Here is a 13,211-nt window from a genome sequence, read left to right on the forward strand (position 1 = left end):
TGACCGCCGGGGGATCGCCGCCGCGAGCCACGCGGGCGACCGCCGCGACGATGGGCGCGAAGCGCTCCTCTATGACTAGGATGCTCGACGCGGGCAGCTGGTACGCATGGGGTGTCGGGGGCTGGCGGCGGGGAGCTTTCCGCTTCACGCCCCGATTATCCCACGCTCGAATCCCTCGCCATGGACTTCGCGCTCTGGCAGGGGAGCCCGGGCGCGGTGGGCGGCAGCTGGTGGCAGTACCGGGCGCTCCGCTCGCGGGGAGACACCATCCCGCGGCTACTGGCCCTCGGGGCGGGGCGTCACGAACTCGAAGGTTTCGATCTCCACGCGGTAGCGCCGCTCCGACCCCGACGACGATAGCCTGATCTCGAATGGCGCCGTCGCCCTCGCCCTGATGGTGCCCGGCACGTAGGCCCGACCGCGGCTGATCACGCGGCCGTTCTCGTCGAGTCCCTCGGCCTTGACGATCACGCGCTCGCACGCCTGGGTCGAGCCGTTGCGCACTTCGCCCAGGATCAGCACGCGGGAGCCGCCCTCCCGTTCAGTCTGGAAGGTCAGGGTCAGGTCCTTCGAGGACTGAGGCGTGAACGTGTAGGTCTGCGCGAAGGCGGGCGCCGCACAGAGCGCCGCCAGGAGGACGACCGCCAGGAGGCGCGCGATCATTCGTATCTCAGGGCGTCGATCGGATTAAGCCCCGCGGCCTTTCGGGCGGGGTAGAAGCCGAAGAAGATGCCGATGAGCCCGGAGAACGTGAAGGCCAGAAGGATGGCCGGCGGGCTGATCACCGTGCGCCAGTCGCCGAAGTAGGCCAGGGCGTACGAGGCGCCGAGCCCCGCCACGATGCCGATACTTCCCCCGATCAGGGCGACGGTCAGCGCCTCGACGAGGAACTGGGTTAAGATATCGCGCCCCCGCGCGCCCACCGCCATGCGGAGGCCGATCTCCCGCGTCCGCTCGGTCACCGAGACGAGCATGATGTTCATGATGCCGATGCCGCCGACCAGGAGCGAGACCGAGGCGATGGACATCAGGAGCTTGGTCATGAGCTGCGCCTGCTCGTCCTTGGTCTGGACCATCTCGGCCGCGCTCCGAATGCCGAAGTCGTCCTCCTGGCCCGGCTGGAGGCGATGCCGCTGGCGCACCAGCTCGCGGATGGACTGCTGGACCTCTTTGAGGTCTTCGTTGTCGGCTACCTTGATGGAGATGGCGTTGATCGAGCGGGCATTGGCCTGGGTCACGCCGAGCACCTTCCGTTTGGCGGTCGTCAGGGGAATGATGATCACGTCGTCCTGGTCCTGACCGAAGGTGTTCTGGCCCTTGCGGTCGAGGACGCCGACCACCGTGCACAAGAGCTTCTTGACGCGGATAACCTGTCCGATCGGATCCGTGTCGCCGAAGAGGTTCTCGGCCACGGTCCCGCCGAGGATGGCGACCTTGGCGGCGCCGTCCACGTCCTCCTGTCCGAAGACGCGTCCCGAAGCGGCGGGCCAGTCACGCGCCTCGAAATACTCAGGCGTCACCCCCTGGATGATGGTGGACCAGTTGAGGTTGCCCCAGACGAGCTGGCCGGTACCGCGCACGCTCGGCGCGGCGACCTGTACCCCCTGGACGTCACGCTGGACGGCCCAGGCGTCGTCCTCGGTTAGCGTGATCGAGCTGCCGACGCCGAAGCGCAAGCCCCCGGAGGTTGTGGCGCCCGGAAAGACGAAGATCATGTTCGCGCCGAGAGCCTGGAGCTGCTCGGCGACGCGCGCCTGCGCGCCCGTTCCGACGGCGACCATGGCGATCACGGCGCCGACGCCGATGATGATGCCGAGCATGGTCAGCGTGCTGCGGAGTTTGTTCACGCGCAGCGCGCGGACGGCGATGCGGGAGCTGGCGATTACGTTCACGGGTCGTCCTCCTCGGGTGGGAGCGCCGCCAGCAGCCGCCGCGCCTCCTTCGGCATTGCGACCGCCTCGTCCTTGACGACCCGGCCGTCGCGGAAGGCCAGGGTCCGCGAGGCGAAGTTCGCGATGTCCGCCTCGTGGGTCACGAGAACGACCGTGATGCCCTGCCGGTTCAGATCCTGGAGGAGCGCCATGACTTCCACGCTGGTGCGCGTGTCGAGGTTGCCCGTCGGCTCGTCGGCCAGGATCAGCACGGGGTCGTTGATCAGGGCGCGGGCGATGGCGACGCGCTGCTGCTGGCCGCCCGACAGCTGCGAGGGGTGGTGGTCGGCGCGGTCGGCCAATCCCACGGCGGCGAGCTTGGCCTCGGCGCGGGCCCGCCGCTCGGCGGCCGGCAGGCGGGAGTAGAGGAGCGGCAGCTCCACGTTCTCGAGCGCGTTCGTGCGCGGCAGCAGGTTGAAGGTCTGGAAGACGAAGCCGACTTTCCCGTTGCGGATGGCGGCCAGCGCGTCGTCCGTCTGCTCGGAGACGTCGACGCCGTCGAGGACGTAGCGCCCGCTGGTGGGCTTGTCGAGGCACCCGAGCAGATTCATGAAGGTCGACTTGCCGGAGCCGGACGGTCCCATGACGGCCACGAACTCGCCCGCGTGGATCTTGACCGAAACGTGGCGGAGCGCGTGGACGGCCTGGCCGCCCAGCCGGTAGTCCTTCGTCAGCTCACGCGTCTCGATGATCGTGTGGCCCATGAGCGTATTAGAGCCGCGGGCCGCTGGCCGGCCGTGCCGCGCCCGGCCGGTCGCCTGTGCCGGTGATGACCTCCTGGCCGTCCTTGAGCTCGCCGCCGACGATCTCGGTGAAGTTGCCGTCGGAAATGCCGAGCTGGACCGTGACGGCCGCGGGCTTGCCGTCGGGGCCAAGGATCCAGACGCGCCCTGAACTACCTGCTCCTGCACGGCCGCCGGTCTGCTCTGCCACCTGCTGGTCGTACTTGCCGCGCTGGTCCGGCGTCAGGATGGCGCGAATCTGCTCGCGGCTCGACTCCCGGATCTTCTGGCCCTCGATGCGGCGCTCTCCCTCGGTCGGGTTGCGCATCATCAGGGTCCGGAACTTGTCGCGGCCCTCCTGGAGGATGGGCTCGAGCTTCTTCTGCTGCTCGGGAGTGAGGCCGAGGGATTTCACGAGCCGGTCCCGGATCTGCTCGATGGAAGGCGGCGTGCCCTGTCCCCCGGAAGCCCCGGCGCCCGCGGCGGGCGGAGTCTCGGCCGCCTCACCTGGAGGCCGGTACCGGAGGGCCGCGTTTGGCACCTTCAGGATGTTCCCCTTCTGGTCCACGACGAGGCGGACATTGGCCGTCATGCCGGGGAGGAGTCTGCCGTCCGGATTTCGCGCCGAGACCACGACGTTGTAAGTGACGACGTTCTGGACGGTCTGGGGCGCCTTGCGCACCTGCATGACCTCGCCCGAGAACGTCTGGCCGCGGAATGCATCCACGGTGAAAGTGGCGCGGAGCCCCACGCGGATGCGCCCGACGTCGGCCTCGTCCACGTTGGTGTCCACCTCCATGTCGGTCAGGTCCTGGGCGATGGTGAAAAGTGTCGGAGCCTGGAGGCTCGCCGCGACCGTCTGCCCGACGTCCACGGTCCGGGAGACCACTACGCCATCGACGGGCGCCCTGATCTCGGTGTGGTCGAGATCGACCTGGGACTGCTTGAGGGCCGCCTCCTGCTGAACTACATTGGCCGCGGCCGTCTGGAGCATGGCCTCGACCACGCGCAGCTGGGCTTCAGCCGAGCGAATCATGGAGGCCTGTGCATCCTCCTGGGCCTTGGTCGAATCCGCCTGGGCGACGGCGGAGTCATAGGCCGCCTGGGCCGCATCCTCGTCGGCCTGAGCGATGAAGCCCTTCTGTTTCAGGTCGCGCTTGCGGCCGAGGTCGCGGCGGCTGTCGAGCACCGCCACCTGGGCCTTGGCGGTCTGCGCCCTGGCCACCGCCAAGGCCGCCTGTGCGTTGGCGACATCGGCCCTGGCCTTCTCGACGGCCGCCCGCTGGTTGAGCACGGTTGCCTTGGCGGCCTCCAGCTGGGCCTTGGCCTGGGCGACCCTGGCCTGGAAGATCTCGGGGTCGATGCGGGCGACCAGCTGGTTGCGCTTGACCTGGGAATTGAAGTCGGCGAAGAGCTCCTTGATCTGGCCCGAGACCTGGGAGCCGACCTGAACGGTGACGACGGCATTGAGGGTGCCGGTCGCCGACACCGTGGCCGTGAGGGGGCCGCGTTCGGTCTTCGCCGTGCGGAATTTGGGGGTGCTGCCCCGGCCTTGGGCGTAAAACCACGCCCCGCTGCCCGCCGCGGCCAGCACGAGGAACACGCCGAGGATCCACCAGCGACGGCTCATAGTCATGAGACTACCGCGCGGGGCGCTTTATTCCTAGCGCCGGGACCGCCGGGAGGACCCTAGCGCCGGCCCATGAAGCGCTCGAGCTGGGCGATCGAGATGCGGTAGGCGGCGAGGGCCTGCGCCACCGTGGCTTGAGCGTTGGTCAGGGCGAGCTGGGCGTCCGTCAGCTCGATGATGTTGGCCACGCCCGCGTCGAAGCGCCCCTGGCTCAGCCGGAAGTTCTCATCGGCCGACTCCACGCCCTTCTCGGCGGCGCCGATGGCCTCCTCGGCCTGCTGGACGGTGACGTAGGCGCGCTCGACCTGCTGCCAGATCGTGAGCTCCGTGTCGCGCACGCGCGCCTGGGCGGCGTCTCGCTGGGCCTGGGCCTGCTTGTAGAGCGCGATCTTCCCGCCGCCGTCGAAGATAGACCAGTTGAGCTGCAGCCCGTAGCTGTAGGTCTCGTTCATGTCGGTGCGGGCGGCGCCGTAGGTGCCCTGGGCGACGACGTTCGGGAAGAAGTTGCGGAACTGCTGCTTGACAGTGTAGTCAGCCTGCTCGTACTGCGCCTTGATCTGCCGGTACTCGGGACGGCGCGCGAAGGCCTCATTGAGGAGGTTTTTGGTCTCGAACTCCACGTGCTCGTAGGTCAGGTTGTCCAGGATCTCGGTGGGCGTGTTGATCGGGATGCCCATGAGCTGGTTGACCGTGAGGCGGAAGATGTTCACGTTGTTGACGGCCTGGATGAGGCTCAGCTGGGCGGTGGCAACGTCCACCTCGGCGCGGGTGACGGAGGACTTCGGCTGCGTCCCCACCTCGAAGAAGCCCTTCGCGCTCCGGAGGTTCACGAGGGCGCGGTCGAGCTGCGCCTGACTGACCTGCACGAGCCGGTTGCTGAGCGCGAGGCCGTAGTAGCCCTCCTTCACGAGCCTGACCGTTTCCTGCTTCTGGATCTCGACGTTCTCCGCGGACGACTTGGCCCCGGCGCGCGCGGCGTCCGTCGCGGCCAGGGTCTTGCCGAAGTCCCACAGCAGCTGCTGGGCCGTGACCGTGGCGGTGGTCGAGAGGAAGCGGCTCTGGACTGTCACGCTGCGGATGTTCGATAGCGGTGCGCTCTGGCCCGCCGGGCTCTGGATCGAGGATGGGATCTGGTTCCAGAACCCGTTCCACTGTCCGGACAGCTGCGGCAGCTGCGGCGCCAGCGCGATGGCGATGTTCTGCAGCTGCGCCTGGTAGTCGCCGATCCGCGCGAGGATGAGCGGCTGGTTGTCCAGCGCGATCTTGACGGCGTCCTCCATCGTGAGGACCTGCTGCGTCTCCGTCGGTCTCGGGAAGGGGCGGATGCCATCGGGGGCCGGGAGGAACTCGCGCGGCAGCTGCTGCAACGTAGTCGGCGTGAGCCCAGGCACGGCGCCGGTGCCCGGCGCCGGCGCGTCGGCGCCCGTGGGCGCTGTCAGGATGAGGGAAGGAGGCCGTCCTGGCGTCGCCGCCGGTACCGCGGGTGGCGTGCCGGGCTCTGTGCCGGGCACGGGTGGCAACGGGGGCTTCGCGGGCAGGGGCGGAGTCCCAGAGACCGGCGGCGTACCGCCGGGCAGGGGCGACGTCTCCTGTTGGCCGGGCGCCGTCGGGGCCTGGGCATCAGCCGGAGGCGCAAGCCAGACGATGCCCAGGAGGCCGAGCGCCGTGAGCAACCCGAGAGCTGTGGCTCTCATGCGGTCTTTCCCCGAAGCGCCTGGCTCGCTTCGGCGTCCTCTATGCGACGCGGGAAGCGCTCCTCGAGCATGACGTAGAGCGTCGGGATCAGGAGCAGGGTCAAGACCGTCGAGACGGCGAGGCCGCCAATGACGGCGCGCGCGAGCGGGGCATTGGCTTCGCTACCGGTTCCGATGCCGAGCGCCAAGGGGAGCAGGCCAACCAAGGTAGTCAGGCTCGTCATGAGGATGGGGCGGAGTCGTGTCCTGCCGCCCCGGATGACGGCCTCGCGGAGCCCGAGGCCGTGGCGCCTAAGCTCGTTCATGTACTCGACCAGGAGCACGCCGTTCGACACCACGATGCCAACCATCATGATGATGCCCATGAACGACGTGACGTTGAGCGTGGTGCGCGTGAGGAACAGCGCCCAGATGACGCCGATCATCCCGAGGGGCACCGAGAACATGATGATGAAGGGGTCGAGCAGCGAGCGGAACTGGGACGCCATGACCATGTAGACGAGGATGATCGCGAGTACCGACGTGAACTTGAGGCTGCCGAAGGCCTCGCGCTGCTGTTGGATCTGGCCGCCCAGCTGGAAGGAGAAACCCGGCGGCACGGGCATGGCCTTGAGCTTCTCCTCGATGTCCTGGGCGATTGAGCCGAGGTCGCGATCCGCGCCGGGTTGGGCGCCGACCGTGATGAGCCGCTGCTGGTACTTGCGCTCGATCATGACGGGGCCGACGCCCTGCTTGATCTCGGCCACGGCGCCCAATAGGACCGGCCGGCCCCCGTCGCCCATGACGAAGAGGCGGGAGAGATCCTCCGGTGTGGAGCGGAACGGCTCGTCAAGCTGCACGACCACATTGTATTGGTTGCCCGTCCGGGGATCGGTGAAAATAGACGGGTTCAGGCTGACGTTGCTGTTGAGCGAGATCAGCGCGGCCTGGGCTATGTCGCGCTGGCTGAGCCCGGCCATGGCCGCCTTTTCCCTGTCCACCACGATGTCGAACTGGGGATAGTTCTCCTCCCGGCTGATGAAGGGGAAGGTCACTCCCGGCACCTCCTGGATGGTCCTGACGACCTGGCGGGCGGTGTCTCTCGCATCCCTTAGGTCATAACCCAGCTGCTCGATCTCTATGGGCTGCTGCGCGCCAGAGTTAATGACGCGACTGACTATGCCGCCGAACTGGACGGTGTAGGTCGTACCGGGGAATTGCCCCGCGAGTTTGGGGCCGATCTCGGCGAAGATTTGCGTGTCTTTTCGCTTCCTTTTATCCGGGTCGTTCAGATAGATCTGGAGCTGGGCGGCGTGGGGGCCGGTGTTCTGGGAGAAGAGCCCCGAGCGCCCGCCAGGCACGCCGATCGATGCGACGACGGTCTTGATCTCTCCCGGCTTGGCCGTCGAGCGGATGATCTGCTCCATCCTCTGGACGATGCGTTCGGTCTCTTCGACCCGTGTCCCGACCGGCGCCCTGAGCCGGATCAGGAACTGGCTTTCGTCCGAGGGCGGAAAGAACTCGGTGCCGACGAACGGCAGCAGGATGAGGCTCGAGGCGAGCATGGCCAAGATGGCCCCGATCAGGGCCGGGCGATGGTCGAGGCTCCATTCGAGGCTGCGCTGATAGAAGGCGTCGAGCCGGTCGAGAATCTTTCCGCTCCACGCGAAGACCGTGTCGAGCCGCCCCCTGAGGCCCCGATGCTCCACCATCTCGTGCTCGCTTCGGAGCCACTGCAGACAGAGGAGGGGGGTGACCGTCCGCGACACGAGGAAGGAGGCGAAGAGCGAGAAGGAGATGGTGAAGGTCAGCGGGATGAAGAGGAGCCGCGCCTGGCCCTCCAGGAAGACCGTGGGCAGGAAGACGACGATGGTCGTGATCGTGGAGACGAAGATCGGCATCGCAACCTCGCGCGCGGCGTCGAGCACGGCCTTGCGACGGGGTGTCCCCGGTATGTCGAGGTGGCGATTGATGTTCTCGAGCTCGACGATGGAGTCGTCCACGAGCCGGCCGACGGCGAGCGCCAAGCCGCCGAGCGTGAAGATGTTGAGTGTCTGGCCGAGGAAGTACATCGCGACCATGGTCAGCAGGAGCGACAGCGGGATGGCGATCGAGATGATGATGGTCGAGACGAAGGAGCGTAGAAAGACCAGGATGACGAGGAAGGCCAGGATGGACCCGACGGTCGCCTCGTGCCAGAGGCTTTCGATGGACTGTCGGATATACATCGACTGGTCGAGGCTCAGGTTGACGTTGACGCCCGGGGGAACCCCGAAGAGCTTGGGCAGGGTCGCCTTGACGGCGTCCACGACCTCGACCGTATTGGCTCCCGGCTGCTTGTTGATCCGCAGGTACACCGAGCGCTCGCCGTTGACGCGCACGATGGACACCTGCGTCTCGGCCGAGTCCTCGATCCGCCCCACATCGCGAAGGCGGATCGGCGTCGTCCCCGTCCGCCGGACGATGATGTCCTCCATGGGCTCGACCACGGAGAACTGGTTGTTGGTGAAGACGTTGTAGTCGAAGCTGCCGACCTTGACGTCGCCCGAGGGCAGGAGGAAGTTGGCGTCGTTGACGGCCCTCGTGACCTCATTGACCGAGAGCCCCTTCGAGTAGAGCCGGTCGCGATCGAGGTTGATGGTGATCTGGCGGATCTTGCCGCCGTCCACGTTTGCCGAGGCTACGCCCGGCAGGCGCTCGAACTGGGGTTCGATCGTGTTGTAGGCCAGGTCGTACAGGGCCCGCTCGTCGAGGCCTCCGCCCGAGACGGTGACGATGCAGACCGGTATGTTCGAGAGGTCCGACTTGACGATGAAGGGTTGCTGGACCCCGGGCGGCAGCGTGTTGATGATCTGATTGATCCGCTGGACCACCTCGGTCAAGGCCGCGTCGATGTCGGCGCCCCACACGAACTGCACGATCACGAGCGAGAAGCCCTGGCGCGAGCGCGATTCGACGTACTTGACGTTGGCGACGGCTGAGACCGCTTTCTCGAGCGGGTAGGTGACGCTGCGCTCGATGTCTTGGGCGCTGGCGCCCTTGTAGACCGTGCCGATCTGGATCCGGGGGAAATTGATGTTGGGGAAGAGATCGATGGGCATCCGGTTGAGGGACGTCGCGCCGAGAAGCACGATGGCCAAGGACGCCATAAGCACGGCGATGGCGTTCCGCATGGCCGCGAGGGTTAGCCACATGGGCTATTGACCCGTCGCCGGCACGCCGCGGACCTTCTGGCCCTTGCGCACCAAGTCCTTGCCCTGGAGGATGACCTGATCCCCGGCCGCCAGCCCCCTGACGACCTCGACGCCCCGCGCGTCGGCGGCGCCGAGCTCGACCGCCACGGGCTCAACGACGTTGTTCCGGACAACCATGACCGACGGCGTGCCGTCGCCCACGCGCAGCGCCTCCATGGGCACCGTCAACACGCCCTTGCGCGTATCGACCACGGCCTCGACGCGCGCGAACATGCCGGGGTTGAGCTTGGTGCCGGGATTCGGGATCTCCACCTCGACCCCCATGGTGCGCGAGCGAGGGTCGAGGTTGTGGACGACGCGCGCGATGGAGCCGGCGAAGACCTCGCCCTTGTACGGGTCTGCCGTCACGCGCACGTCCGCGCCGACCTTGACGCGGGCGATGTCACGCTCGGGCACCTCAATCTGGACCTTCACGCTCGAGATGTCCTGGACGAGCAGGATGCCGACCGAGGTATTTGTCGTGCCCGAGGACTGCGCGCTCACGGCCGCGCCGGGGTCGAGGTTGCGCTGGGCGATGTATCCGGCGAAGGGTGCGGAGAGCCGCGTGTTGCCGAGATTCGTCTGGGCGAGGGAGAGCGCCGCACGAAACGTCTCGACCTGCGCCTGCGCCAGACGCACCTGGCTCTCCTGGGTGATGATCTGTACCTCCGCAAGGCGCAGCTGCGCCTCCGCTGCGTCCGTCGAGGCGCGCGAGGAGTCGCCGTTGGTGCGGGCATTGTCCCAGTCCACCGCGGAGACCATGCCCTTCTCGAAGAGCGTCCGCATCCTGTCGGCCTGGCGGGCGTCGTTTGCGGCGACGGCGCGCGCGCGTGCCAACATCGCGCGCTGGTTCTCGAGGTTCGCCTTCTGCCCCTCGGCGGTGGAGCGGGCGACCTCGAGACCCGCCTGGGAGGCCAGGAGCGCCGCCCGCGCCTGCTCAGCCGAGGCCCGGAGCTCCTGGTCGTCGATCTCGACCAGGAGCTGGCCTTCCTTGACGAAGTCGCCCCTCTCCACATGGATCTTCCGGATGTAGCCCGACACCTTGGAGAAGATCGCCGCCTGCTTGGCCGCGAGGATGTCCGCCGTGAAGGAGAGTTTGACCTCGATGTCCCGTCGCTGGGGGGCGACGACTCCGACGACGGGGTCCGGCCGGTTGCGAGTGACGGCGCTGGCTGTCCGAGCGCGGGTCCAGTACCAGACGGCGCCGCCGAGACCAGCGAGGAGTATGAGCAGGACGACCCCGACGCGATAGCGTCTCAGGAGGTCCATCAGCTCGCGGAAGCCGGAGGGGACAGGGTCATTGGGCCTGTGGCTGCCCCTATTCTATGGATGGGAGGCAAAGAGTCAAGCTTGTGATTCTCCTGTGTTAAGCTGGCGTCTATGGCAGTCATGACCCGACCGTCAAAGTCCGGCCGGTGGTCGGAGCCCGCTCTGCGCGTCCTCCGGGAGCGCTATCTCGTCCGCCATGACGGGCAGGCGGCCGAGACGCCGGAGGAGATGTGTTGGCGGGTGGCGGCCGCCATCGCGCGGGCGGAGGAGCGATTCGGCCGCAGCGAGGCCGCCGTCGGAGAGGTCGCCGCCGCCTTCTACGACATGATGGTCGAGGGGCAGTTCCTGCCCAACTCGCCGACGCTCATGAACGCCGGCAGGGACAACCAGCTCCAGTACTCCGCTTGCTACGTGCTCCCGATCGGCGACTCCATGGGCGAGATCTTCGATTCGGTCAAGGCCGCCGCGATCATTCATCAGTCTGGAGGCGGGACCGGGTTCGCGTTCTCACGCCTCAGGCCCAAGAACGACATCGTCCGCTCCACGGGCGGCCGGGCTTCGGGCCCCGTCTCCTTCCTGCGCGTCTTCAACGCGGCCACCGAGGCGGTGAAGCAGGGCGGCACCCGGCGCGGCGCCAACATGGGCGTGCTGAGGGTGGACCACCCGGACATCCTCGAATTCATCGAGTGCAAGCTCGACGGCGGCATCACGAACTTCAACATCTCGGTCGCGATCACCGACGCGTTCATGGCGGCGCTCGAGGCGGGCGGGGACTACGACCTCGTCAACCCACGGACTGGGCTCTGCGTCGGGAGGCTCTCGGCGCGCGAGGTCTTCGACCGCATCGTCCGCGCCGCGTGGCGGACGGGTGACCCGGGGCTCGTCTTCATCGACCGTATCAACGCGAGCCCGGCGAACCCCACGCCGGAGGCGGGGCAGATCGAGGCAACTAATCCATGTGGCGAGCAGCCTCTTTTGCCGAACGAGGCGTGCAACCTGGGCTCGCTCAATGTCGCCCAATTCGCGCGCCAGCGGGACGGACGCTGGGCAGTCGATTGGGAAGAGATGGAGCGTGTCGTTCGTCTCGCGGTGCGCTTTCTCGACGACGTCATCGAGGTCAACCCCTATCCGCTCCCGGAGATCGACGCCACGGTCAAGGCCAACCGGCGCATCGGCCTCGGCATCATGGGGTGGGCCGATCTCCTCTTCGCGCTCGAGATTCCCTACGACAGCCAGGAGGCCCTCGACCTGGCGGGGCGGCTCATGGCCTTCGTCGAGGACAAGGGGCACGACCAGTCGTCGCGGTTTGCCGAGGAGCGGGGGCCGTTTCCGAACTGCTCCCGGTCGATCTACCGCGATGGCCGGCCGCTCAGGAACTCGACGGTGACAACGATCGCGCCGACCGGCACGATCTCCATGATCGCCGGCTGCTCGTCCGGTATCGAGCCGGTCTTCGCGCTGGCGTTCGAGCACCGGGTCAAGGGCGTTGACGGCGAGCGCGTGCTGCCGTTCGTGAGCCAGAGCTTCGAGCGGCTGGGGCGGGAGCGCGGCTTCCACTCGGACGCGCTCATGAGCGAGGTCGCCCGTCGCGGCTCGCTCCACGGCATCCCGGGCGTGCCCGAGGAGGCGCGCGCGGTGTTCAAAACGGCGCACGAGATCCATTGGAGCTGGCACGTGCGCCACCAGGCAGCCTTCCAGAAGCACACCGACAACGGCGTGTCGAAGACCATCAACCTGCCTGCCGAGGCGACCCAAAGCGACGTCGCGGAGGCGTACCTCCTCGCCTGGCGGGAAGGTTGCCTGGGCATCACGGTTTTCCGCGACGGGTGTAAGGGGGGCGGACAAGTGCTTAACGTGGGGGTCGGCAGCGAGGCCGCGGCGCTTCAGGGCGCCGCCGGCGCGCTCGGCGACCGCCTGGGCGACCGGCTGGGCGACCAGCTGGGCGACCAGGTTGTCAAGCCGCGGCCTCACAGCTTGTCGGGCGCCACGCACCGCATGGAGACTCCGATCGGCACGGCCTTCATCACGGTGAACGAGACGCCGGGCGGCGATCCCTTCGAAGTGTTCGTCCAGGTTGGCAAGGCCGGCTCGGATACCATGGCCGTGGCCGAGGCGCTCGGCCGGCTGATCTCGCTGGTGCTCCGGCTGCCGTCGCCGCTCTCGGCCCAGCGGCGCCTCGAGGAGGTCGTCAGCCAGCTCTCGCGGATCGGCGGCGGCCAGCCCACCGGGTTCGGCGCCGCCAAGATCCTGTCCCTGCCGGATGCGCTCGCGCGAACGCTGGGCGAGCACATCGGGCTCGGGCGCCGCCAGGAGCCGGAAGTGGACGCGGCGGCGCCGGCGGGACAGCGCCGGGTGGGGGACCTCTGCAAGGAGTGCGGGCAGGCGACCTTGGTGTACGAAGAAGGCTGCAAGAAGTGTCTGTCCTGCGGCTTCAACGAATGTTAGAGAACGTCCATGTTCAGCGGCGGTGATTACCGCGAGGTTGCGAGGTGGCTCGAGAACTTCGCGACCTCCCACGCCAAGCGGGAGGATCTCCGCGCGGAGTGCGCGCTGGACACTGAAGGTCCCCGCGAAGGGACGAGTTACGGCCTGCGCGTGAGGGTCGGCGATCGCCTCTCCTCCGAGATCGGGCTCGGGTTCGACGACGTGGCGGCCGGGCGCGGCAGCATGGCCTGGTGCCAGTCTCTGGCCGACCGCGTGCGCGGCCTCGTCAGCGAAGCTTCACGTGATAGTTCGCTGAGACCCGCTTAGCG

Annotated in this window: 9 protein-coding genes; 2 read left to right on the forward strand and 7 right to left on the reverse strand. The window is 67.7% G+C overall.

All coding sequences use genetic code 11. The features are described from left to right. Nucleotides 1-276: 276 nt before the first annotated feature. From VGV06_18860 to VGV06_18890, 7 genes are read right to left on the reverse strand one after another with little or no spacing between them, the layout of a single operon-like run. Nucleotides 277-663, reverse strand: coding sequence for an FxLYD domain-containing protein (locus VGV06_18860; GenBank protein HEV2057205.1), 387 nt, complete (start codon nucleotides 661-663; stop codon nucleotides 277-279). Then, nucleotides 660-1,892, reverse strand: a complete 1,233-nt coding sequence (locus tag VGV06_18865; GenBank protein HEV2057206.1) for an ABC transporter permease — start codon at nucleotides 1,890-1,892, stop codon at nucleotides 660-662. Before VGV06_18865 ends, VGV06_18860 begins: the two co-directional genes overlap by 4 nt. Then, a complete protein-coding gene (locus tag VGV06_18870; protein ID HEV2057207.1) occupies nucleotides 1,889-2,635 on the reverse strand; it encodes an ABC transporter ATP-binding protein in 747 nt (248 codons plus the stop codon). The genes VGV06_18865 and VGV06_18870 overlap by 4 nt, the downstream gene beginning before the upstream one ends. Nucleotides 2,636-2,642: 7 nt before the next feature. Next, on the reverse strand, nucleotides 2,643-4,283 hold the full coding sequence (locus VGV06_18875; GenBank protein ID HEV2057208.1) for an efflux RND transporter periplasmic adaptor subunit: 1,641 nt from the start codon (nucleotides 4,281-4,283) through the stop codon (nucleotides 2,643-2,645). A 59-nt stretch (nucleotides 4,284-4,342) separates the two neighbouring features. Continuing rightward, nucleotides 4,343-5,977: a TolC family protein gene (locus VGV06_18880; protein HEV2057209.1), complete on the reverse strand. Its 1,635-nt coding sequence runs from the start codon at nucleotides 5,975-5,977 to the stop codon at nucleotides 4,343-4,345. After that, a complete protein-coding gene (locus tag VGV06_18885; GenBank protein ID HEV2057210.1) occupies nucleotides 5,974-9,150 on the reverse strand; it encodes an efflux RND transporter permease subunit in 3,177 nt (1,058 codons plus the stop codon). The genes VGV06_18880 and VGV06_18885 overlap by 4 nt, the downstream gene beginning before the upstream one ends. 3 nt (nucleotides 9,151-9,153) lie before the next feature. Beyond that, nucleotides 9,154-10,458, reverse strand: a complete 1,305-nt coding sequence (locus VGV06_18890) for an efflux RND transporter periplasmic adaptor subunit (protein ID HEV2057211.1) — start codon at nucleotides 10,456-10,458, stop codon at nucleotides 9,154-9,156. Between the two features lie 120 nt (nucleotides 10,459-10,578). On the opposite strand from VGV06_18890, the gene VGV06_18895 reads away from it, so the two are divergent. Both VGV06_18895 and VGV06_18900 read left to right on the forward strand, forming a co-directional pair. Then, entirely contained in the window at nucleotides 10,579-12,903 is a 2,325-nt protein-coding gene (locus VGV06_18895) for a vitamin B12-dependent ribonucleotide reductase (GenBank protein ID HEV2057212.1), read from the forward strand. Between the two features lie 9 nt (nucleotides 12,904-12,912). Then, on the forward strand, nucleotides 12,913-13,209 hold the full coding sequence (locus tag VGV06_18900) for a hypothetical protein (protein ID HEV2057213.1): 297 nt from the start codon (nucleotides 12,913-12,915) through the stop codon (nucleotides 13,207-13,209). The last annotated feature ends 2 nt before the right edge of the window (nucleotides 13,210-13,211 follow it).

The sequence above is a fragment of the Candidatus Methylomirabilota bacterium genome (genome assembly GCA_035936835.1).
GTDB lineage: Bacteria > Methylomirabilota > Methylomirabilia > Rokubacteriales > CSP1-6 > AR37.

Coding starts and splice junctions, on each gene's coding strand:
- VGV06_18860 (HEV2057205.1), bottom strand. CDS start 663: ATGATCGCGCGCCTCCTGGCGGTCGTCCTCCTGGCGGCGCTCTGTGCG.
- VGV06_18870 (HEV2057207.1), bottom strand. CDS start 2,635: ATGGGCCACACGATCATCGAGACGCGTGAGCTGACGAAGGACTACCGG.
- VGV06_18875 (HEV2057208.1), bottom strand. CDS start 4,283: ATGAGCCGTCGCTGGTGGATCCTCGGCGTGTTCCTCGTGCTGGCCGCG.
- VGV06_18880 (HEV2057209.1), bottom strand. CDS start 5,977: ATGAGAGCCACAGCTCTCGGGTTGCTCACGGCGCTCGGCCTCCTGGGC.
- VGV06_18885 (HEV2057210.1), bottom strand. CDS start 9,150: ATGTGGCTAACCCTCGCGGCCATGCGGAACGCCATCGCCGTGCTTATG.
- VGV06_18890 (HEV2057211.1), bottom strand. CDS start 10,458: ATGGACCTCCTGAGACGCTATCGCGTCGGGGTCGTCCTGCTCATACTC.
- VGV06_18895 (HEV2057212.1), top strand. CDS start 10,579: ATGACCCGACCGTCAAAGTCCGGCCGGTGGTCGGAGCCCGCTCTGCGC.
- VGV06_18900 (HEV2057213.1), top strand. CDS start 12,913: ATGTTCAGCGGCGGTGATTACCGCGAGGTTGCGAGGTGGCTCGAGAAC.